The sequence below is a fragment of the Anaeromyxobacter sp. Fw109-5 genome (assembly GCF_000017505.1).
Classification (GTDB): domain Bacteria; phylum Myxococcota; class Myxococcia; order Myxococcales; family Anaeromyxobacteraceae; genus Anaeromyxobacter.
Window position 1 is genome coordinate 2,033,068 of record NC_009675.1, and the last position, 21,892, is coordinate 2,054,959.

At 71.1% G+C, this 21,892-nt stretch carries 19 protein-coding genes; 16 read left to right on the plus strand and 3 right to left on the minus strand.

The window, feature by feature from the left end; translation table 11 throughout:
• Nucleotides 1–97 precede the first annotated feature (97 nt).
• The 13 genes from ANAE109_RS09170 (at nucleotide 98) to ANAE109_RS09225 (ending at nucleotide 12,899) form a co-directional block, all read left to right on the plus strand.
• The gene (locus tag ANAE109_RS09170; RefSeq protein WP_012096578.1) at nucleotides 98–1,903 is read left to right on the plus strand and encodes a DUF6311 domain-containing protein; all 1,806 of its coding nucleotides are present in this window, start codon (nucleotides 98–100) and stop codon (nucleotides 1,901–1,903) included.
• 356 nt (nucleotides 1,904–2,259) lie between these two features.
• Nucleotides 2,260–2,391: a hypothetical protein gene (locus ANAE109_RS26000; protein WP_255342629.1), complete on the plus strand. Its 132-nt coding sequence runs from the start codon at nucleotides 2,260–2,262 to the stop codon at nucleotides 2,389–2,391.
• A gap of 25 nt (nucleotides 2,392–2,416) precedes the next feature.
• Complete coding sequence (locus ANAE109_RS09175) at nucleotides 2,417–3,304, plus strand: 4Fe-4S dicluster domain-containing protein (RefSeq protein ID WP_012096579.1); 888 nt, start codon at nucleotides 2,417–2,419, stop codon at nucleotides 3,302–3,304.
• Entirely contained in the window at nucleotides 3,297–4,523 is a 1,227-nt protein-coding gene (gene nrfD / locus ANAE109_RS09180; RefSeq protein WP_012096580.1) for an NrfD/PsrC family molybdoenzyme membrane anchor subunit, read from the plus strand. The genes ANAE109_RS09175 and nrfD overlap by 8 nt, the downstream gene beginning before the upstream one ends.
• An 11-nt stretch (nucleotides 4,524–4,534) precedes the next feature.
• Nucleotides 4,535–5,266: a glycine cleavage system protein H gene (locus ANAE109_RS09185; protein WP_012096581.1), complete on the plus strand. Its 732-nt coding sequence runs from the start codon at nucleotides 4,535–4,537 to the stop codon at nucleotides 5,264–5,266.
• Between the two features lie 14 nt (nucleotides 5,267–5,280).
• A complete protein-coding gene (locus ANAE109_RS09190) occupies nucleotides 5,281–5,622 on the plus strand; it encodes a cytochrome c3 family protein (RefSeq protein ID WP_012096582.1) in 342 nt (113 codons plus the stop codon).
• Between the two features lie 147 nt (nucleotides 5,623–5,769).
• Complete coding sequence (locus ANAE109_RS09195) at nucleotides 5,770–6,471, plus strand: glycine cleavage system protein H (protein WP_012096583.1); 702 nt, start codon at nucleotides 5,770–5,772, stop codon at nucleotides 6,469–6,471.
• Between the two features lie 536 nt (nucleotides 6,472–7,007).
• Nucleotides 7,008–8,048, plus strand: coding sequence for a cytochrome c3 family protein (locus tag ANAE109_RS09200; protein WP_012096584.1), 1,041 nt, complete (start codon nucleotides 7,008–7,010; stop codon nucleotides 8,046–8,048).
• Entirely contained in the window at nucleotides 8,045–8,788 is a 744-nt protein-coding gene (locus ANAE109_RS09205) for a formate dehydrogenase subunit gamma (protein WP_012096585.1), read from the plus strand. Before ANAE109_RS09200 ends, ANAE109_RS09205 begins: the two co-directional genes overlap by 4 nt.
• A complete protein-coding gene (locus ANAE109_RS09210) occupies nucleotides 8,766–9,752 on the plus strand; it encodes a M56 family metallopeptidase (RefSeq protein ID WP_012096586.1) in 987 nt (328 codons plus the stop codon). Before ANAE109_RS09205 ends, ANAE109_RS09210 begins: the two co-directional genes overlap by 23 nt.
• The gene (locus ANAE109_RS09215; protein WP_012096587.1) at nucleotides 9,749–10,327 is read left to right on the plus strand and encodes a hypothetical protein; all 579 of its coding nucleotides are present in this window, start codon (nucleotides 9,749–9,751) and stop codon (nucleotides 10,325–10,327) included. The genes ANAE109_RS09210 and ANAE109_RS09215 overlap by 4 nt, the downstream gene beginning before the upstream one ends.
• Nucleotides 10,324–12,246 carry an ATP-binding protein gene (locus ANAE109_RS09220; protein WP_012096588.1) on the plus strand — a complete coding sequence of 641 codons (1,923 nt, stop codon included), beginning with the start codon at nucleotides 10,324–10,326 and terminating at the stop codon, nucleotides 12,244–12,246. The genes ANAE109_RS09215 and ANAE109_RS09220 overlap by 4 nt, the downstream gene beginning before the upstream one ends.
• Nucleotides 12,243–12,899: a response regulator transcription factor gene (locus ANAE109_RS09225; RefSeq protein WP_012096589.1), complete on the plus strand. Its 657-nt coding sequence runs from the start codon at nucleotides 12,243–12,245 to the stop codon at nucleotides 12,897–12,899. The genes ANAE109_RS09220 and ANAE109_RS09225 overlap by 4 nt, the downstream gene beginning before the upstream one ends.
• Nucleotides 12,900–13,036: 137 nt before the next feature.
• On the opposite strand, the gene ANAE109_RS09230 is transcribed toward ANAE109_RS09225, so the two are convergent.
• The 3 genes from ANAE109_RS09230 to ANAE109_RS09240 form a co-directional block, all read right to left on the minus strand.
• A complete protein-coding gene (locus ANAE109_RS09230; protein ID WP_012096590.1) occupies nucleotides 13,037–14,893 on the minus strand; it encodes a S8 family peptidase in 1,857 nt (618 codons plus the stop codon).
• Nucleotides 14,894–14,989: 96 nt separating this feature from the next.
• Nucleotides 14,990–16,834 (minus strand): hypothetical protein, encoded by a 1,845-nt coding sequence (locus tag ANAE109_RS09235; RefSeq protein WP_012096591.1) that lies wholly within the window; start codon nucleotides 16,832–16,834, stop codon nucleotides 14,990–14,992.
• 111 nt (nucleotides 16,835–16,945) lie between these two features.
• On the minus strand, nucleotides 16,946–18,349 hold the full coding sequence (locus tag ANAE109_RS09240; protein WP_234945277.1) for a glycosyltransferase family 1 protein: 1,404 nt from the start codon (nucleotides 18,347–18,349) through the stop codon (nucleotides 16,946–16,948).
• A 141-nt stretch (nucleotides 18,350–18,490) separates the two neighbouring features.
• Between ANAE109_RS09240 and ANAE109_RS09245 the strand changes: the two genes are divergently transcribed.
• The 3 genes from ANAE109_RS09245 to ANAE109_RS09255 all read left to right on the plus strand — a co-directional run bounded on the left by ANAE109_RS09245 (nucleotide 18,491) and on the right by ANAE109_RS09255 (nucleotide 21,873).
• Complete coding sequence (locus ANAE109_RS09245; RefSeq protein WP_012096593.1) at nucleotides 18,491–19,897, plus strand: lipopolysaccharide biosynthesis protein; 1,407 nt, start codon at nucleotides 18,491–18,493, stop codon at nucleotides 19,895–19,897.
• Nucleotides 19,894–20,721, plus strand: coding sequence for a class I SAM-dependent methyltransferase (locus ANAE109_RS24830; RefSeq protein WP_012096594.1), 828 nt, complete (start codon nucleotides 19,894–19,896; stop codon nucleotides 20,719–20,721). Before ANAE109_RS09245 ends, ANAE109_RS24830 begins: the two co-directional genes overlap by 4 nt.
• Nucleotides 20,722–20,847: 126 nt before the next feature.
• Nucleotides 20,848–21,873 (plus strand): hypothetical protein, encoded by a 1,026-nt coding sequence (locus tag ANAE109_RS09255; protein WP_143827938.1) that lies wholly within the window; start codon nucleotides 20,848–20,850, stop codon nucleotides 21,871–21,873.
• The last annotated feature ends 19 nt before the right edge of the window (nucleotides 21,874–21,892 follow it).

A 21,892-nucleotide genomic window follows, 5' to 3' on the forward strand; every position in this document is an offset into this window, starting at 1 on the left:
GGGGCGGTTCGCCTACCGGGCGCGCCGGCGCCCTCCAGGCGGCGGCCCGACCCGCACGTTTGACACCTCGGGAGGGGAGCGGCGATCCTCCCCCGCCGTGAGAGACGCCTCCGAGATGGCTCCGGGCGAGCCCCCGCTCGCCGCCGGCGACCGCGCCGGAACACCTGGCTCGCCCGCGCTCGCCCGCGTCGCGCGCGCGCACGGTCCCGCGCTCGGGGCGGCCCTCGCCGGCGTGGTCTGGCTGGCGTTGCAGGTGGGGCTCGACGCCGTCGATCCGAGGAACGTCGGCTGGCTCATGCACGGCGACTGGGCCGCCAACCACCTCGGCTGGCTGTTCTTCCGGTCGGCGCCGTTCTCGCTGCCGCTGGGCGCCAACCCGCTGTACCCGTACCCCGTCGGCTCGACGCTCGGCTTCACCGACTCGATCCCCCTGGTGGCGATCGCGCTGCGTCCCGTCGCGTCCGTGCTTCCGCAGGACTTCCAGTACGTCGGGGCCTGGCTCCTCGCAGCGTTCGCGCTGCAGGGCTTCGTCGGCGCGAAGCTCGTGAAGCTCGCGACCCCGAACGCCGCGGCGCAGGCGCTCGGTGGCGCCCTGTTCGCGCTCGCGCCGCCGCTGCTCCATCGCCTCGTCGGGCCGCTGACCGGCCACGCGAGCCTGTGCGCCCACTGGATCGTGCTCGTCGCGCTGTGGCTCGCCCTCGCGCCCGTGGACCCCGCGCGGATCCGTGCCCGCCTGCTGGCCGCGCTCCTGCTCGTCGGGGGTGCGGCAGGTGTGCACCCGTACTTCGTGGTGATGACCGCCGCGCTCGCGGCCGCGCTGGTCGTCCGGCTCGCGGCCGTCGAGCGGCGTGGCGTCGCGCTTCTCGCGGGCGGCCTCGCCGCCGCCGCGCTGGCGGCCGGCGCCGGGCTCGCCCTCTTCGGCTTCGTCGGCAACGGCGTCCGGTCCAAGGCCGAGGGCTTCGGCTACTTCTCCTCCGACCTCGCCACCCTCGTGAACCCGATGGGCTGGTCGCGCGCCCTCGCGAGCCTTCCGGTTCGGGCCGGTCAGTACGAGGGGTTCGGATATCTGGGGGGCGGGGTCCTGCTGCTGGCGGCCACGGCGATCGTCCTCGCCCTCGTCCCGCGCGGCGCCCGGCCCTCGACCGGCGCCTTCGCGCGCGCGGCGCCGGTCGCCGCCGTGGCGGTGCTCCTGTTCGCGTTCGCCCTCTCCGACGCGATCTCCTGGGGCGGCGAGCGGATCGCGAAGGTCGGGCTGTACGCGCTCGTCCCCGCGCTCGGGGGCACGTTCCGGTCGTCGGGCCGGTTCGTCTGGCCGGTGCACTACGTCGTGCTCCTCGGCGCGATCGCGCTGCTCGCGGCGGCGCTGCGGTCGCGGCCCCGGGTCCTCGTCGCCGTCCTCGCGATCGCGCTCGGGGTGCAGGCGGCGGACGTGGCGCCTCCGGTCCCCGTCCGGCTGGGTGCGGAGCCGTGGCGACCGCCCGGCTCGGACGTCTGGGGGCTCGCGCGCGGCGCTTACCGGCACCTCGCGATGTATCCGCCCTACCTCATCGCGGGCGGGGAGCCGGTGGCGGAGCAGCCGGACGGGTGCGGGCCGCCGATCTGGCCGTGGGACGCGCAGGTCGGCCTCGCGCACGTCGCCTACCGGCTCGGGGCCACCTTCAACGGATCGTACGCCGCGCGGCTAGACCCCGAGCGCGCGGCCTCCTCCTGTCAGGAGCTGTACGGCGCGGTGGCCCGGGGGCAGCTCGACGGCGCGACGATCTACGTCGTGCATGCGCAGGCCCTCGCGCCGTTCCGCCGCGCCGGCGCGAGCTGCGGGGTCGTGGACGGCGCGCCGGTGTGCGTGAGCGGCGAGCGCAACGACCCGTTCGCGCAGGCGGTCCGGCTGAGCCCGCTTCCCTGAGGGACCGATCCGCGCAGCGGCGCGGCGGACGGTCGCGCGCGTCCGGGGCTCTTCATCAGGGGATTGCATCCCGGCGCGCCCTGCGCCGTCGCTGCGAAGTGGCCCCTTCCCGAGCGGCGTTGAATCCCTCCACGCCCGTGGAGTAACTCCTCAGCAGGGCGCGAATCGCACGTAACCGTGCGTGATCGCGGAGGGCGCCACCTTCGCCCCGGCGCGGGGTCGTAGAGCTTCTCGACGCTCGCCGGCGTCCCGCGAGGGCGCGGCGTCGCGGCGCGGTCGCGCGCCGGCTCCATAACCCACCGTAAACAGCGCCGTTCCGCGCCGCGCGTGCGCTCGCCTCCACGATGGCCCGTCGCGTGCTCTTGCGAGGAGTCGAGAAGAGCCACCACCCCGCAGGCCCAAAGGAGCTCGCCATGATGTTCGCCTTCGTGATCGCGCTGTTCGGAGTCGCGGTGCTCGGGACCATGAACCTCGTCGCCGCCAGCTAGCGGAGCCGGTTCGCCGGAGACGACCATGAGCATCGGACGCAGAGAGTTCATCAAGATCGCCGCAGTGACGGCAGGGGCCGCGGGCGCCGGTTCGGCGTCGGCGGCCACGCCGCACGCAGAGGGGACGGACGGGCCGGGCGTGCTCGTCGACACGACCCTCTGCGTCGGCTGCCGCGCCTGCGAGGCCGCGTGCGCCGAGAAGAACGAGCTCCCGACGCCGCCCGAGAGCGACGACGTGATGCTGCAGCGGCGGGACACCGCGCCGCAGGTCTTCACCGTCGTGAACCGCGCCGAGAAGGACGACGGCACGGTCCGCTTCGCCAAGAAGCAGTGCATGCACTGCCTCGCCCCCGGGTGCGCCTCGGCGTGCCCGGTCCGCGCGATGGACAAGTCGCCGGAGGGCCCGGTGGTGTACGACCCGTCGAAGTGCATGGGCTGCCGCTACTGCATGGTCGCGTGCCCCTTCGACGTGCCGAAGTACGAGTACGACAGCTGGAAGCCGCGCGTGCGGAAGTGCTCGTTCTGCGCGGACCGCCAGGCGAAGGGCCTGAAGCCCGCGTGCACCGAGGTCTGCCCCTCCGGCGCGCTGACCTTCGGCCGCCGCTCCGAGCTGCTCGAGCTCGCGAAGACCCGCATCTACACGAACCCCGGCAAGTACGTGCCGCACGTCTACGGCGAGCACGAGGCCGGTGGCACGAGCTGGCTCTACATCACCGACCTCGACCTCGAGAAGCTCGCGTTCCGCGCCGACGTGCCGGAGAAGGACATCCCCAGCCACGTCTCCGGCGCGCTGAGCGCCCCGCCGTTCGTGATGACCCTGTGGCCCCCGCTCTTGATGGGGCTCTACGTGTTCTCGCGGCGCAAGAACGGGGCCGAGGGCGAGGAGCACGGGAAGGAGGACCACCATGGCTAGCGTCCAGGCCGGCGCCGTCACCGCCCAGCAGTCGTTCGTCCGCGAGAAGATCCTGCTCGGCATGGGGTGGCGCGAGTACGCCCGCTCCTGCTGCACCAAGGGGAACGCCATCGCCGCGGCGATCCTCGTGGTCGGCTTGCCGATCTTCGTCTACCGCTTCATCGCCGGGCTCGGCGCCACCACGGCCCTCTCCCAGACCGCCCCCTGGGGCCTGTGGATCGGGTTCGACATGATGACCGGCATCGCGCTCGCCGCGGGCGGGTTCACCATCGGCGCGACCGTCCAGATCTTCGGCCTCGAGGAGTACCACCCCATCGAGCGGCCGGCGATCCTCACGGCGTTCCTCGGCTACGTGATGGCGGTGATCGGGCTGCTCGCCGACCTCGGCCGCCCCTGGAACATCGTGATGGCGATGTTCAACTTCGGCACCGCCTCGGCGCTGTTCGAGGTCGCCTGGTGCGTCATGTGCTACACGACCGTGCTCCTGCTGGAGTTCACGGTCCCGGCCTTCGAGTGGCTCGGCTGGAGGAAGCTCCACGCGGTGATGCGCAAGGCGCTCATCGGGCTCACGGTCCTGTCCGTGATGTTCTCGACCATGCACCAGAGCGCGCTCGGCTCGCTGTTCCTGCTCGCGCCGACGAAGCTCCATCCGCTCTGGTACACGCCCTTCATCTTCGTCTTCTTCTTCATCTCCGCGATCATCGCGGGCATCTCGATGGTCATCGTCGAGTCGATGCTGTCGCACCGCGCGTTCCACTCGCAGGTCGCGGGCAACCACGTCGACATGGACAAGCTGACGCTCGGGCTCGGGAAGGCGGGGGCGCTCGTCATGTTCGCCTACTTCTTCCTGAAGCTGCAGGGGGTCATCGACGGGCACGCCTGGGGCTACCTGCCCACCGCCTACGGCGCGCTCTTCCTGGTCGAGACGGTCGGGTTCGTGCTCGTGCCGGCGTTCCTCTTCGCCTACGGCGCCCGCAACGCCAAGGTGAAGCTGGTCCGCGCGGCCGGCGTGATGGGGGTCCTCGGGGTCATCCTGAACCGCCTCAACGTCTCGATCGTCGCCTTCAACTGGAACCAGCCGGTCCGCTACGTGCCGAGCGCGAGCGAGGTGATCGTCTCGATCACCCTCGTCACCATCGGCGTGCTGGCGTTCCGGTGGATCGTGAACCGCATGCCCATCCTCCGCGAAGACCCACGCTTCGCGGCCGGGCATCACTGAGGGAGGACGTCATGGCCCATGACTTCCTGAGCATCTACCCCGCCAAGCTCCTCGAGTACGCCCTCGCAGTCGGCTACCTGCTCCTCTTCATCCCCTTCTGGCGCTACGTCCAGGGCGGGCGGTTGAAGGAGGCCACCGTCCGCGTCGCCGCGCCGCGCCCCGTCGCGCGCGCCGCCGCCGCGGTCGCCGCCGGCGCCCGGGCGCTGCGGCCCACCGCCGGGTGGTTCCAGCTGCCCGCCGGCGTCCACCTGCACCCGGGGCACACCTGGGCGCGGCTCGAGGACGACGGCCTCGTCGCGGTGGGCGTGGACGACTTCGCCCACAAGCTCGTCGGTCCGGCGCGCGTGGAGCTCCCCGCCGTCGGCGCGATCGTCGCGCAGGGCGAGCCCGCCCTGGCGATGGGCGACCAGGCGCGCACGGTCCCGCTCCTCTCCCCGATCGACGGCACCGTGGTCGCCGTGAACGCCAAGATCCGGGACGGCAAGGAGCCCCTCGAGGATCCGTACGGCGCCGGCTGGCTGTTCAAGGTGAAGGCGCCCCGCCTCGCCGCGAACCTCCGCCAGCTCCTGACGGACGGTCCCGCGCGGCACTTCGTGGAGGACGCCGGCGAGCGGCTCGCGCTCCGGATGAGCCCCGAGCTCGCCCACGTCCTGCAGGACGGCGGCGCGCCCATCCACGGCATCGCCCACGCCCTCGCCGGCGACGACTGGGAGCGGCTCGCCCGCGAGCACTTCCTCACCTAGGCACGGAGACCGCCATGACGACGACGAAGCTCATGAGGATCGGCGCGGTGGTCGGGGCGCTCCTCGCCGGCGGTGCGCTGGCCGGTGACCTGCCGAGGCTGCCGCAGGCGCTGCCCCTGCCGCAGGGGGCGGAGAGCCCGGGGGAGGTGACCTTCCGGCACGACAGTCACGTCGACTCGGCGAAGCCGGCGTGCGCGAGCTGCCACCCGAGGCTGTTCAGCATCCTCGGCCGCTCGGCCGAGCGCCGCGACCGCGTGGTGAAGCACGCGGCGATGGAGAAGGGGGAGAGCTGTGGCGCGTGCCACGGGAAGCAGGCGTTCGGGTTCGACGACTGCACCATGTGCCACGCGCAGTGAGTGGGGTGGGACCTCGCCCGCCCCGTCCGCGCGAGCGGCGGGGCGGGTGGGGGTGGTGGCAGGACCGCTCGCGCCGAGGCGGTCGGAGCACGGGCGGGTCACGGGCGCGGCACGCAGGGCGCGCCCGGGAGAGCGAGGAGGGAAGCCATGTCCGCGGTGATCGAGGTCCTCCAGTCGGCCGGCGTGTTCCTCGGAGGCATCCTGGCGCGGTTCGGCGTGTTCCTCGCCATGATCGCGCTCTTCGCCGTCCCCGCGCTCGCGCTGGCGCTCGCGATGCGCGCCGTCGAGCGGCGACGCGAGCGGCGGCTCGGGCTGCACAGCGTAGGCGGCGTCCTCTTCCGTCCCGGGCTCGTCTACGCCCCCGGTCACACCTGGCTGCAGCCGCGGATCGGCGGCGCCCTGGAGCTGGGGGTGGACGACCTGGCCAATCGGCTCCTCCCGGCCGTGTCCGCGGTCGAGCTGCCGCGCGCCGGGACGCAGGTCGCCCGCGGCGAGACCATCGCCACGATCTCCGGAGGTGGCCGCGAGGTGCGCGTCCGGGCACCCGTACCCGGAATCATCGCCGCCGTGAACGCGGCGGTCGTGCGGGATCCCGGGCTGGTGAAGCGCGAAGGGTACGGCCGCGGATGGCTCGTCGCGATCTCGCCGGCAGACGGGTCGTGGGCGTCGCTCCCGCACGGAGAATCGGCGGAGAGCTGGATGCGGCGAGAGGCCACGCGCTGGAATCGCTTCCTCGAGGACCAGCTCGGCTTCGCCGCGGCCGACGGTGGCGAGCTCGTGGCACCTGCGCCCTGGCTGATCGGAGACGCGGGGTGGCGCGCGCTGGCGGCGGCGTTCCTCACGGTGTGAGGGGCGCCATGCTGCGGCAATCGACCGCGCCCCGCACGTCTTTCGCGGACTCCCCGCGTCGAGTTCACGGTATGGAAACGGCGCGGCAACCTGTCGCAGAGGCGGCAACGCGAGTGGTGCGGCTCCTTGCCGCACCGCTCGTGGCGCTCGTGGCCCTCGTCGCAGGCGCACTCTTCGTGATTCTCCTGCCCGTATGCGGGATTGCGTCGATCGCGCAGGGCCTCGCGATCGCCTGCTGGCGGTTCCTGCGCGCTGGAGCCCGTTCTGGTTCACGCGCTCGGGCCATTTCGCGTTGACGGTCGTCAATCCTCCTCCGCCTCGAGAGCGCGTTTTGCGAAAATTGCGCACTCGATGGAGGAGGCCTGCGACTTCGGCGAGTTTTGCGCGCCAGGCGGCCGAGCGGGCCTCTTCGAGAATGTCACTGCGTTTACGCGGCTTTATCCGGGTGAAGGCGTTGGACTTTCACCTGGCCTCCCTGGTAGGAATCGCTCGTCCGTTTTGTGCAACGGATTGATGACTCCCTCCAGGGTGGGCCAATGAAGAGATTTCTACTGCCGCTCCTCGTCGCGGTCGCCGCATCCCCGGCCTGGGCCGGGATCCCGGCGGAGTCCGAGGACTGTCTCGGCTGCCACAGCGACCCGGATCAGACGTACGACCTACCGAGCGGCGAGAAGCTGTCGCTCTACGTGAACCAGGAGGTGTTCGCCAAGTCGGTGCACGGCGAGATGCTCCGGTGCACGGAATGTCACACCGACAAGACGAGCGACCACGCGACCGGCGAGCTCAAGTTCAAGACCCGCCGGGAGGTGACCCGCGCGTATTACGAGCAGTGCAAGGGCTGCCACTTCGCGAACTACACGAAGACGCTCGACGGCGTTCACTTCGCGGTGATGGCGAAGGGCAACGACAAGGCCGCGCTCTGCGTCGACTGCCACGGGGCGCACGACATCTCCCGCCCCGGCCAGCCGCGCGCGCGCATCTCGAAGATGTGCTCCGGCTGCCACGCCTCCGAGGCGGACGTCTACGCGAAGAGCGTGCACGGCCGCGCGGCGGAGGGGAGCTCGGACGTGCCGGTGTGCACCGACTGCCACCGCGCGCACGACACCACCGACCCGCGCGACGGGGCGCTCGCGATGCGCACCCCCGAGATCTGCGGGCGCTGCCACACCGACGAGAAGCTCATGAAGAAGTACGGGCTCTCGACCAAGGTCGTGGACACCTACCTCGCCGACTTCCACGGCATGGCCGCGACGCTCCAGCAGGGCCAGAAGAAGGGCCCGGGCGTCCGCCTCGCCGCCGTCTGCACCGACTGCCACGGGGTGCACGACATCGAGAAGGCCGACAACCCGAACTCCGCCGTGATGTCGTCGAACCTCCAGAAGACCTGCGCGAAGTGCCACGAGGGCGCGAGCGAGAGCTTCCCGAAGGCGTGGCTCTCGCACTACGAGCCGACTCCGGAGAAGGCGCCGATCGTCTGGGGCGTGATGCTCTTCTACAAGCTGATGATCCCGTTCATGGTGGGCGGGCTCGTGCTGCAGATCGCGCTGCACCTCTGGCGCGTCGTGGTGAATCGATGAGCAACTACATCGTCCGTTTCAGCCTCAAGCAGCGGATCGAGCACTTCGTCACGATGACGACGTTCGCGGCCCTCTGCCTCACGGGGCTGCCGCAGAAGTTCTACACGACGGGGTGGGCGCACTCCTTCGTCGGCTTCTTCGGCGGCATCGACAACACCCGCTGGATCCACCGCTGGTTCGGGATCCTGCTCGCCATCTCCACGGTGGTGCACTTCGCGAGCGGGATCGCCGCGATCCTCTCGCGCAAGATCGGCTTCTCGATGGTCCCGACGAAGAAGGACTTCGAGGACGCCATCCAGCAGCTCCGGTACTACCTGGGCATGACGAACGAGCATCCCCAGTACGATCGCTTCACCTACAAGGAGAAGTTCGAGTACTGGGGCCTCGTCGCCGGCAACGTGATCATGGTCGTCACCGGGTTCATGCTCTTCTTCCCGGTGAAGGCCGCCATGCTGATCCCGGGCGAGATCATCCCCGCCGCCAAGGTGGCCCACTCCAACGAAGGGCTGATGGCGTTCTTCGTCATCACCATCTGGCACATCTTCAACGCGCACCTGAACCCGGACGTCTTCCCGTTCGACGCGTCCATCTTCACCGGCAAGGTCAGCCGTGAGCGCTACCTGCACGAGCACCCGCTCGAGCTGGCGCGCCTCGAGGGCGGGCTGCCGCCGGACGCGCACGGCCACTCCGCGCACGGGCACGCGTCCCCCGGCCACGGTGGAAAGCGCGACGTGGGCTGACATCCTGGCGCAGGCCATCTTCCACACCCTGGTCGCCTCGCTGCTCGTGGAGGCGCTGGTGCGGAGCTGGGGCGTGCGCGAACCTCGCCAGCGGATGGCCCTGCGCCTCACGGCGCTGGGCTATCCGCTGGTGCTGTTTCCGGCGCTCGTGGCGCTGTTCCCGGGCCGCGCCGGCGAGGGCTTCCGCGAGGACCTCGCGATCTTCGACGCGCGGAGCTGGGAGGCCGTCCGCCTCCTCGGCGTCGGCCTCTACTGGTGGTGGCTCGCCGCGTTCGCGGCGGTGGGGGCGGCGCTGTTCTTCATGGACCTCCTCCCCGTGCTGCGCGGGCGTGGGCGCCGCGCTCCGGAGGGCCAGCTGCCCGGCGCGGAGAGCGCGGCCGTGCTTGACGCGGAGCTGCCGCGCGCCGCCGCCGCGCTCGGCATCCCGGAGCCTCCGGTGGTGTTCCTCGACCGCGACCTGCCGGTGCTCTTCTGCACCGGCGTGCGGCGCCCGGCCCTCGTGGTGTCTCGCGGAACGCTGGCGCGGCTCGATCGGGACGAGCTGCGCGCGGCGCTCGCGCACGAGCTCGCGCACGTCGCCGGGCGCGATCCGCTGAAGAGCTGGATCCTCATGGGGCTGCGGGCGCTCATGTTCTGGAACCCGGCGTTCCAGGTGGTGTCGCGCGCCCTGGCCCGCGACGCCGAGTGGCTCGCCGACGAGCGCGGCGCGGCCGCGTGCGGCGACCGGGTGGCGCTCGCGAGCGGGCTCCTCAAGCTCCACCGGGCCACGGGCGGCGCCGCGGTGCCCCGCACGCTCCCCTTCGCCGCCGCGCTCGCCGAGCCGCTGGCGCGGGTGCGATCGCACGACATCGAGGTCCGCTGCCGGCGGCTGCTCGACGGCGCGCCCGCCCGGCTCCCGTACGGCGGCGCACGGGTCGCGCTGGCGGGCGCGGGCCTCACGGCGCTGCTGTTCTTCGTGGTATGACCATCGGTACGGCCATGACCGCGCGGGTGAACGCCGCGGGCGGCGAGATCGCCCGGATGCTCGCGACGCTCGCCTACGTGCTGGCGACCGCGGCGGTGGTCGTGGCCGGGCTGGGCGCGCTGCCGCGCCTGCTCACCGGTGACTCCGGCGCCCACCGCGCCGCCACGATCCAGGAGGCCGAGCGCCGGCTCGGCGTGCGCATCGTCCTGCCTGGCTACTACCCGCAGCGCCTCGCCTGGCCCCCCGCGGAGATCCGCGTGGCGGGCGGGCGGCACGGCTCGGTCAAGCTCGCGTTCGCGGACAGGGCCGGGGGGCCCGGGCTGCAGCTCCTCGCGGCCACCGAGCCGGGCGAGGAGATCGACCCGGCGCTCATGGGCGACCGCAACGTCCTGTCCTTCCGCCGGACCGCGGTGGGCGGCCACCCCGCCGTCCTCGCGACGGTGCTCCTCGACGGCGACGCCTGGCAGGAGCTCAACTGGATGGTGGAGGGGCGCGCCATCGTCCTCCGCACGCAGGGCGATCTGGACGAGCTCCTCCGCATCGCGCACAGCCTCCACGGGAGGCGCGAGCCGTGAGCGCGCCGGGATCGACCTCCGGCGGGGGGATCTCGCTCCGCACCCGCGTGTACCTGCTCATGGGCATCGGGATCTTCTTCCCGATCGTGCTCATGGCGGCGGCGGGCCTCTACTGGATCCGGGGCTTCGACGAGCGGATCCTCGTGGGGCGCAGCGCGGCCGCGGGCGCGGTGGCGGCGCACTTCGACGAGGGGCTCACGGCGGACCTCGAGTCGCTGCAGCGGCTCGCGTCGGCGCTCTCGGCCGGGTTCGGCGACGCCGACCACGCCGAGGAGCAGCGCCTCGTCCGGGCGGCCCACGAGTCGCTCCGCTATCGCGAGACGATCTTCGTGCTCGACCGCGAGCAGCACCTGCTCGCTCACGAGCCCACCGGCACCCTCACCGAGGTGCCCGAGGCGGCGCGACCGCTCGTGGAGGAGGTGCTCGCGACCGGTCGCCCCCGCATGTCGGGACTCTCCCTCGACGCGCGGGGAGCCGTGGTCCACGAGCTCGTCCCGGTGCGGAGCTGGACCGGGGAGGTGGTCGGCGTCGTCGGCGGCACCTTCCGCCCGGATCGCCGCGACTTCGGCCGGATGCTGCAGCACCTGCGCCGCGGCCGGAGCGGCTTCGCCGACCTGGTGGACGGGAGCGGCCTGGTGGTCGCGTCGAGCGACCGCGGGCGCGCCGGGAAGCCGGCCGGTTGCGGCGGCGGTCTCCGCAGCCTCATGTCGGACCGCCGCACCACCAGCGTCAGCTGCCGGGGGTGCCACCAGGACCGCAGCGTGCCCGAGCTCGGGGGCGAGGCCCTGCCGGACGACGAGCTGCTCACCTTCGCCCCGCTCGGCAGCGCGCCGTGGGCGGTAGTCGTCCGGCAGGCCATCGGGGAGGCGCTGCCGACGCAGGGATCGCTGCCCTGGTACGTCGTCGGCATCGGCCTGCTGCTCCAGCTCGCGCTGGTCGGCACGTTCGCCTGGGGCGCGGCGCTGAGCGTCACGCGGCCGGTGGGCGTGCTCACCTTCGAGGCGGAGCGGATCGCCCGGGGAGAGCTCGATTGGCCCATCCCGGACCTCGGCTCCGACGAGGTGGGCCGCCTCGGGGGGGCGCTCGAGCGGATGCGCGGGGCGCTGCGCGGGACGCTCGCGCAGCTCGCGGAGGCGAACGTCGGGCTCGAGCAGCGCGTGCAGGAGCGGACCCGGGAGCTGAACGAGGCGCTCGCCCGGGTGCGCGAGCGGGACGCGGATCGCTCCCAGCTCCTGCGCAAGGTCATCACCGCGCAGGAGGACGAGCGGAAGCGCATCGCCCGGGAGCTGCACGACGAGACCACGCAGAGCCTCGCCGTGCTCGCCATGGGGCTCGAGGCCGCGCAGGACGCGCTCCGGACCGGGCTGACGCCGCGGCTCGACGAGGTGAAGGCGGTGGCCCTGCGCACGCTGGAGGACGTCCATCGCCTCATCCTGGACCTGCGCCCGTCCGTGCTCGACGACCTGGGCCTCTTCTCGGCGATCCAGTGGTACGCCGAGCGGAGCCTCGAGACGCGCGGCATCTCCGTCCGCTGCGAGTTCGGCGAGCTGGACCGCCGCCTGCCGCCCGAGCTCGAGACCGCGCTCTTCCGCATGTGCCAGGAGGCGATGAGCAACGTCGCCCGCCACGCCCAGGCCAGCGCGGTGCTCGTGCAGGTGGGCGTGGAGAACGGCGCCATCCAGATAGACATCGAGGACGACGGCCGGGGCTTCGACGTGGAGGCCGCCGCGCGGCGCGAGGGACGGCGGCCCTGGGGCCTGCTCGGAATCCGCGAGCGAGCGGAGATCCTCGGGGGCTCGGCTCGGATAGACTCGGCGCCGGGTCAGGGGACGCGGGTGCAGGTGCGCGTCCCGCTCCCGCCGGCGGAGCCGGCGCAGGCCGACGGGGCGAAGGAAGGGCGTGGAGGAGTGGTGGCATGAGCAAGATCCGGGTCCTCATCGCGGACGACCACGCCATCCTGCGTGAGGGCATCCGCGCGCTCCTGCAGCTCCACCCCGACATCGAGGTCGTCGGCGACGCGGCGGACGGCAAGGAGGCCATCGCCCAGGTCGAGCGGCTCGACCCCGACGTCGTGCTCATGGACATCGCCATGCCCGGCCTGGGGGGCATCGAGGCCGCCCTCGAGCTGCACAAGCTCGGCAAGCGATCGAAGGTCCTCATCCTGTCCCAGTACGAGGATCGCGAGTACGTGCGGCGCCTGCTCAAGGCCGGGGTCGCCGGCTACGTGCTGAAGAAGTCGGCCGGGTCCGAGCTCGCGAACGCCATCCGCGCGGTGAACCGCGGCGGCCTGGTGCTCGATCCGGAGGTCGCCCGGACCGCCATGCAGGACGCCGGCCAGGCCACCCCCGGCGGCGCCGCCGATCCCTACGAGGCGCTGACCGACCGCGAGAAGCAGGTCCTGAAGCTCGTCGCGGAGGGGCGGTCCAACAAGGAGGTCGCCGAGGTCCTCGGCATCAGCGTGAAGACCGCCATGAGCCACCGCGAGCACGTCATGGAGAAGCTCCAGGTGCACAACCGGACGGAGCTCGTGCGGTTCGCGCTGAAGAAGGGCGTGATCCGGGTGGATGAGTGAGCGGAGCCCGGCTTTCCTTCAGTCTCGGGGAAACCACTCGCTCCCTGCGCCGACGGGATCCGCTCGCGTGACTGGCTTGAATCCGCTCGCCCTGAGCCTGTCGAAGGGCGAGCGGAATGTCGAGGACGGCGCTCGACTCAGCCCTGCCGCTCCTCCCGCGCCTGGCCCGCGCGCACCCGCCTCCGCGCAGTGACCCGCTTCGCCGGCCGCTTCCCGCTCGCCGCGAGCACCGCCTCCACCGCCTGCCGCGCGGACACCCGCCCGTTGCCGTAGCGCGCGTCCCATCCGGCCGCGCCGGCCGGCGTGACGGCCGAGAGGACGATCGCGCGGAGCTCCTCGATGGAGAGCGACCGCCCCGCGGCGCGGGCCTCCGCGAGCACGAGCGCGGCGAGCCCCGTCACCGCGGGCGACGCCATGCTCGTCCCCGACATCGCGATCGCGCCGTCGCTGGATCTCGCCGACGCCGCGACGACCTGGTGCCCCGGCGCACTCACCTCCGGCTTGTGCCGTCCGTCGCGGGTCGGTCCGGCGCTCGAGAAGAAAGAGATCGGCGCCGCCGCCCGGTGCGCGTCGAACGAGCCGACCACGATCGAGTGGTGCCCGCACGAGATCGACCCGAGCGTGTGGGAGTTGTCGAGCGGCCGCGCCGCGAACGACGACGGGCCTGCGTCGTCCCGCTCGATCCACGCGTGGAAGCGCCCGTCCTTCACGTCCGCCCCGTGGAGCCGCAGCGTCCAGGGCCCCGGCGGCGCGCCGACGTCCAGGAACACGTTCACGACGTTGTCGCCGTTGTTCGGGTCCTTCGCCCGGTGCGCCGCGAACAGCACGGTGCGGCCCTTCGATCTCGCGGTGGCGCTCTCTCCGAGCGCGACCCGCCCGGCCGACTCGCCGTCCGGGCCGATGAGCTCCACGTCGAAGCGGTCGTCGCCGTCGTACCAGAGCTCGACCTCGTTGGAGGTGTCGTCGCCGCGGCTGATCTCCCAGGAGACGTCCGCCGTCTTGCCGGCGCGGACGACGCCGGACGCGTGGATGCCGTCCGCGTACGCGTTCGACGCCGCGATGACGACGGCGCGGTCAGGGCGCGCCGCCACGAGCGCGTCGATGGCTTGCTCGACGAGCGTGCTGCCGTCGTGCGGGCCGCCATTGGTGCCGAGGCTGATGTTCACGGCGCAGGGCCTCTCCCCGGCGCGATCGAAGATGAACTTGAGCGCCTCGACGAGGTGGACGGAGTCGCCGAAGGTGCGGCCGACGACATCCGGGCCGTCCCAGGGGAGGTCGCCCGCGGACAGCTCGACGAAGACGAGGTCGGCGTTCGGCGCGACGCCCGGCGTGCCCGTGCCGCGGCCGTTCCCGGCGGCGATGTCCGTCACGTGCGTGCCATGCGAGCCGGGCTCGGGCTCGTAGCGGAGCGCGGCGTACGGGTCCTTCGCGCGCAGCGCCTTGTCGATGTCGGCGCGCTCGTGGACGCGGCCGTAGCCGGCGCGGCCCTTGGCGCGCGGCGTGCCGTCCTGGTCCCAGAGCGCGAGGAGCCGCGTGCTCCCGTCGGGGTTCCGGAAGTTCCGGTGCACGAAGTCGCAGCCGAAGTCGATGACGCCGATGACGACCCCCTGGCCCTGCGCGCCGCGCGCGCCCGCGGGCAGGAGGGTCTTGCGCGCCCCCATGCTCCGCGTCGTCGCGTCGAGGGTGGGACGCAGCAGCGTCGCCGCCTTGAGGCTCAGGACGGTGGGCTCCTGGCGGAGCGACTCGATGCGGTCGACCGGCACGCGGCCGGTGACGAGTACGCCGCCGTCCCTTGCAGGCCCGAGCTCAGTACCCTCGCGTATGTCTGCGAGCGCGCGCCAGGCGGCGGGATCGGCGACGCGGGCGATGACGGGGATCTCGCCGCGATCGGTCGACGCGGTCGCGCGCGGGATGAAGCCCCGGCGCTTGCGCTCGATGAGGGCCTGGAGGCGGGGATCGAGGGAGGGGAGGACGTCGCTCTTCTCGAGCTTCATGGGGACGAGCGTAGCAGACGGATGCGCCGGCGTGTCACCCCTTGTGCCAAGTCACGGAGAGAGAAAGTAGATGGAGTGGCAGGGATAGAGCTCTCATCACCCACCCGCGTTCAGCGACCTCACGAAGACCTCGGGGTCGGAGGTCGCAGTCCACACGGCTGTGTCCGAGTGGGGTGGTGGGCCGCGATCAGTGAACACGACGCACGGCCACGCATCCGGACCTACTACATGGCGAACGGTGACGCCGCGCTGCATGGCCCGCCATGTCAGAGGGTAGTCCCAGCTGTCGCCACCGATGTAGAGGCCCAGGCGGTCACAGTTCGTCGAGTTTAGTAGGTGGAGTACCGAGTCGTGGCTCTTCTTAAGGTCGGGCCGGTTCGAGTAGTACGTATCGTCCCTCGAGGTGATTCCGCCGAACGGCCGGCGACTGATGTTCATTCCCGCAACGAGGAGCCCGTGCGCCAACAGGGCCAGCACGGCGGCGCCGAGCGTGCGTTCGACGCAGCGCGGTCGCGACCGGTGCGCCCCCCCGAGCGCAGCGAGCGCGACAACGCTCCACGCGAAGAGCGGAGTCTGAAGGCGAGATACCCAGGCATTCTCGCGGACGAAAAGGTGGAACACGATCCAGGACGCCGTCAGCGCGACCAGCGAGGCCCGGACTCGCGGACGGAGGCGGGTCCATGAGAACGCCGACACCGCGAGAAGTAACGCGATGACTCCGGCATGCGCGGGGTTCCCCACCACATCCTCGTGTGGCATCAGGACGACCGCGAAGCAGATTGGGTGCGTGCCACAGGACTGGGTCACGTCGACCCCGATCGCCGATGCCAGGCTGCGTGGCAGGACCGCGTGATGCATGAGTCCGAGGATGATGTTGACCCCGCGCTCTCCCCAATCGCCCCACACCGGGAACAAGTAGCCCGCGAGGATTTGAACTCGGCCCGCGGCGGCATCGAGAGAGGTCCGGAGAGAACCGAGAGCCAGCGGGAGCGACAGCGCAGCGCCTCCCGCCAGCGCGCTCAGCGCCCGCACGCGGCCGCGCGAGCCGTCCAAGACCGCAGCGGCCGCCCCGGACGCTGCGAGGAGGATCACAGGAAGCGCGGCAATGATCGCGAGTGGCTTCACGAGTAGCGACGCTGCGCCCGAGATGCCCAGCAGCACGACATCAGCTAGACGCCACCGGCGACCCGACGCGTGAAGGAACGGCGTCGACGCGGCGAGTATCGCGACCGTCAGTACGGCAGCGACGAGATCGTTTTGCGTGCTCGTCGCCTGAAGGACGAGCATCGGCAGCCCGGCCACGAAGGGGCTCGCCCACCGACTCACCACGAGAGGCGCCCCGGCGATCCGGGCAAGGGACGGCGCCGCGACGACCACCACGGTCCAGCAGAAGAGTTGCAGGAAATTGGCGAGTCGGTCGGAGCCGGACACGACCTGAAGCACGAGTAGCAGGTACTCGGCGCCCGGGCCCAGCAGCACTTGCCGCGAAATGTTCGTCGGGTACGGCGCGACGGAACGGTTCTGGACCCAATGTGCCACCCGCGCCAGGTGGTACGTCATGCTGTCCCACGTGTTGGGCGCATAACGCACCGCGCTCAGGACGAGGAGCACGAACAGGGGGAGGACGAACACGCCTGGCGTCCCGAGCCGCGCAAGCGCCTTGCTGAGCGCGCCAGGAACGGAGCGCACGTAGTCGCCAACGCGTCGTGGGCTGGCCGCCAGGGCGATGATCACTGGGACGAGGTGCGCGACGAGGACGCCGTCGCGCGTGATCGCCTGGAGCGCCGAGAGGGCCGTGAGCACGACCGATTCGAAACATACGATCACCGCGAGCGCGATGGGAGCCACCAGCTGGCCGGGACGCTGGCGCACGAGTCGAACGATCGCAAACGCGAGCGCGTAGTCGGCGAGCAACACGGCGATCGCGATGCAGAGCCACATCCGGAGAACCTCTCGACGCGAGTCTTCTACCAGATCGCTCGTGCACGACGCTGGTCTGTCACGCGGCGCTTGGCGTGCCAATCCAGGAGGAAGCAAGCCCCCCACCAGAAGCTACGTGGCGGCGCGGAGCAGGGCGACATCGTCGTCTTCCAGGGGCCGCGCCGCGACGGCTCGATACAGCGCGCGGTACGATCTCGCGACGTGGTGCCAGGAGACGTGCTCGACACGCTGCGCCCCACGCTCCACCAGCTCTTCGCGCAGACGCGAGTCCGTCCACAGGCGTCGGATGGCGTTCGCCATCGCGTCCACGTCGTGAGGCTCGAATTGCAGCGCCGCGTCGCCGGCGATGTCCGAGAGGGCAGCCGCGTTGGAGCAGGCGACGGCGAGGTGGGCTCGGAAGGCCTCCTGGACGGGCATCCCGAACCCCTCGAACTCGCTCGGGAACACGAGGAGGCGGGCGAGGGCGTAGAGGGAACGGAGCTCCGCGGGGGTGACGAAGCCGACGAATCGCAGCAGGTGAGAGACACGAAGCTCGCGGGCCCGTCGCTCGATTCGCGAGCGAAGCACGGTCGTGCGACCGGAACACACCACGGGAACTTCGATGCCGTAACGATCCCTCGCGAGCGCGAGGGACTCCACCAGGCCTCGGTGGTTCTTGTGTCCGAACGTCTGTGCAGGGTAGAGCGCGAAGGCGTCCGGCAGATGGAACGTGCTGCGGACGCGCCGCTGCTCTGCTTCCGTCGGCTCGGGATAGGCATCGAGGACGGGGGCCCAGCCGACGACTGCGACCTTCGATGCAGCCATCCCGAACTGCTCTACGAGGTCACGCTTTCCGCTAGGCGTGAGCGCCACGACGCGGGAAGCCTGCGCGCAGAGCGCGCGATACGTGCCCTCTCTCCAGCGCAGCTCGGAACGCGAGAAGTATCCGGGAAGATGGCGGTGCTGCAGATCATGCGGGACGTAGAGGCTCGGCGTCGCCGTGCGGAACCCGTGCTGAAGCGCGAAGTGCATCACGTCGGGTCGCGCGGACTCCACCACGGAGACCGGCGGCGGAAGCTGAACCGGGCGAAACGCCGCCACCTCCTGGGAGACGCGATCGAGGACGCGCGATGGGACTACCGACCGGACCGCTGCGCGCCACCCTCCACGTCGCACGACGAGTAGCCGGCAAGGGCCCTGCAGGTGTGGCTTGAGCCAATCGCAGTCCTCGTACGAGAGGAACAGGTACTCGTCGTCCCCGTCGAGGCGGGACAACCCGTCCGCGAGGCCGATGAGCGTCTGTTGAACGCCCCCTGATACCCCGTCCGTCAGCCGGGCGTCGATGCACACACGAAGCTTGCCAGCGGCGGGCATCAGATAGCGGCCGGGGAGCGTGCTGGAGGGAGCACTCGGTGGACGTTCGCAAGTGCGGCGGCGAACAAGACGAGTTGAGCGGTGACCATCAAGATTCCCTGCGTGCCCGCGACGACCGCCCGAACTGGAATCCCTCACATCGACCTGGAGCGAACATAGCACGCGAAGGGGCGTCCGCAGGCTGCAGGGGAGACGAGCGTTCGGCGGTGTCGAGACGTTCCCCGGCGACTTCTTCGGCTCGCAACAGCGTCAAGGCATCCAGGCTGGTTGGGTCGGGCCTCGCGGGGTAGACTCAGCGCTCCCATGAAGCCCGAACGCGCGCTCGTGCGCCACGTCTTGGACATGTCGCTCGGGCGCGGGTCGACGGATGGGAGCCGCAGGTACGCTCGGCTTCTGCAGGCGGCTGTCGCCGCGCTCGCGAGCAAGGCGCTCGGGATTCTGGTGGGTCTTGCGATCGTGCCGCTCACGGTCCGGTACCTGGGGAGCGAGCGCTACGGGATCTGGATGACGGTGAGCAGCATCGTCGTCTGGTTGCAGCTCGCTGACCTGGGGCTCGCGAACGGGCTGACCAATGCGGTGTCTCGGGCGTACGCCCTGGACGATCGCATCGGGGCGCAGCGGCACGTCGCGAGCGCCTTCTGGCTACTCACGGTCATCGCGGCGGTGTTGGGGATTGCCCTTGCGGTCGCGTGGCCACATGTCGACTGGGCTTCGCTGCTGAACGTTCGCTCGCAACAGGTCAGGATCGAGGTGGGGCCTGCGCTTGCCGTCGGATTCGCGATCTTCCTCGTGGGACTTCCGCTTTCGATCCTGGAGCGGCTCTACGCGTCCCAGCAGGAAGGCTGGATCGCGAATGGATGGGCATCCGCGGGGAGCATCGCGGCGCTTGCGGCCGTGTGGATGGTCACCCAGGCTGAGGGCGGGCTCGTGTCGCTCGTCGCCGCGTATTCCGGGACGCAGCTCGCGACGTCCCTCCTCAGCGCAGGCTGGCTCTTCGGTCGTCACAAACCCCACCTCGCGCCTCGTGCATCGGCAGCCGAGTGGTCCAGTGCTCGACGGCTCATTCGCGACGGAGGGAAGTTCTTCGTCGTCCAGGTCGCCTTCCTGCTGGTGATGAGCACGGACAACATCATCATCGCGAGGGTCCTCGGGGCGGAGCACGTGACGCCGTACAGCGTGGCATGGCGGCTGTTCGGATTGCCGATGCTGCTGGTCGGCGTCTACCTCCCGTATCTGTGGCCCGCTTACACCGAAGCGATCGTGCGCGGCGACGCTCAGTGGACCGCGAAGACCTTCCGCGCCTCGCTGCTCGTGACCGGGATCGGCTCCCTCGTTCTCTCGCTCCCGCTCGCGATCTTCGGAACCGAGATCATCCGGTTCTGGGCGGGTCCACAGGCGGTGCCACCGCCTGCGCTCCTGTGGTGGATGGGGGCCTGGGCGGTGATCGGCGCGACCATGAGCGCGGTCGCCGCCCTGCTCAACGGCTCGGGTCACCTTCGCGGTCAGATGGTCTACGGCGTCGCCGCTGCCGTCCTGAATGTCGGGCTCTCGGTGTGGTTCGCCCGCTCTCACGGCATCACGGGGGTCATCGCCGCGACCGTGATTTCATTCCTCTTCGTCAACGTCGTGCCGGCAGCCGCCGAGAGCGCGTGGGTGCTGCGCTCGATTCGGCGTGCCAGCACGGCGCTGGAAGAAGCAGGGCGACGATGATGACGGTGGAGCAAGCTGTCCTTCGGCTGAGGTCCGATCCGGCGACGGCGGAGCGGATGCGTGATTCGTATCTGATGGAGGACGTTCGAGAGGCTGCGCGGTCATTCGCTGCCTCGGCAGAATTCCGGGCGGTCGTCGAAACGGTCGGGTCGCAGCTGGCGGGAGCCAACGTTCTCGATCTGGGCGCAGGCACCGGGATCGCGAGCTTCGCGTTCGCGACCGCCGGCGCTGCGCGCGTCGTGGCGCTGGAGCCGGACCCCAGCGACGTGGTCGGACAGGGGGCGATCCGCCGATCGTGTGCTGGGCTTCCCGTGGAGATCTCCCCGGGAACAGGGGAGGCGCTCCCGTTTACGGACGGCGCATTCGACGTCGTCTATGCACGTCAGGTGCTGCACCATGCGAGGGATCTGCGGCGGCTCGTTCGAGAGTGTGCTCGAGTCCTTGCGCCCGACGGCCTGTTCCTTGCCTGTCGCGAGCACGTCGCTGATGACGATGCGCAGCTGCGCCAGTTCTTGGCGGCTCACCCGGTTCATCAGCTTGCCGGGGGCGAGAACGCCTTCTCGCTGGATGCATATCGAGGTGCGCTCGACGACGCTGGCTTCCGGACCGTGGAGGTGATCGGTCCGTGGGACAGCATCATCAATGCGTATCCAGTCGTGAGAACCGAGGACGAGCGCCGTCGGTACCCGAGGACGTTGCTCTCACGAAGATTCGGGATGATGGGAAGAGTGGCGTGCCTGATCCCCGGAATCAACTCCCTCGTGTGGAGGCGCGTCGACGCACCGGCGCCGGGCCGGCTGTATTCGTTCGTCGCGCGAAGGTGAATGTTCCGGGTTCCAGCCAGCCTCGGCACGCGACGCCTCCGACCCTCGACGCTCCTCGCGGTCAGTGCGGTCACGCTCTGGAGCGTGCTCCTCGCCGGTTTCGTCCTGGCACGGTATGGCGGTGACGTGCGAGGCCTCTTCCTCCTCGGATCGACGCTACCGCATCCCGCGGCGTTCGCCGGGGCTCCCACCACCGGCTCCATCGGATACGATGGGCAGTACTTCGGCGCCCTCGCAACGGATCCCCTCCTGATCCACCCCGGGACGGCGGACGCGATCCACTCGTCCGTCTACCGCGCAGGGCGCATCGGGTTGCCACTCGTCGCCTGGCTCCTCGCGGCCGGGAACGCCAGCGCGGCGATCCACGTTTATCAGGCACTCTGCTGGGCGCTCGCGATCGTCGGCGTGTGGCTCGTAGCACGCTGGATCGAGGACGAGGGCTCCGCGGCCCTGTGGGCGGCGCCCCTCGTCGTGAGCGCGGGGCTCGTCTCGTCCATGGTGTCGAGCCTGCCGGATGGCGCCGCCGTCGCGCTCGTCGTCCTCGCGCTCTGGCTTCATCAGCAGGGACGGGGCGGCGTGCCGCTCGTCCTCACCTTCGCCTGCCTCGTTCGCGAGACGAGCTACATCGCGGCGCTCGCCGTCGCCGTCGCCGAGGTCCGCGCGGGGCGCTGGGCGCGGGCGCTCGCGGCCGTGATCGCTCCCGCGGCCGTGGTGCTGGGCTGGCGCCGATTCGTCGTCGCTCGGCTGGGGCAGGCGGACTCGAGCGGCGACGTGTTCGAAGTCCCGTTCAGCTGGGTGGCGCGCCGGTTCTCGGAGCCATTTCCGCCCTCCGAGGTCCTGGGCTTCCTCGCGCTCGTGCTCGCGGCGATGGCGGCGATCGTCTCGCTCCCGCGGCTCGTCGCCAGGGTTCGCCCGGAGCTGCTCGCGTTCGTCGGCTTCGTCGTGCTGACCGCCTTGCTGCCTTACGCCGTGTACGAAGGGGTCTGGAGCTACGCGCGAGTGACGCTCGCGCTCCCGTTCCTTGCGGTCGCCGTGGCGGAGGGGGAGGAAGACCGGTGGCGCCGCCGGCTCTTCCGCGCCGTCCCGGCTACCTTCGCGCTCGCCGGAATCGCCAAGGTGCTGCCGGAGGTCCTCGGCGTCGCGGTCCCGTGAAAACGCGAAGCTGCTCGCG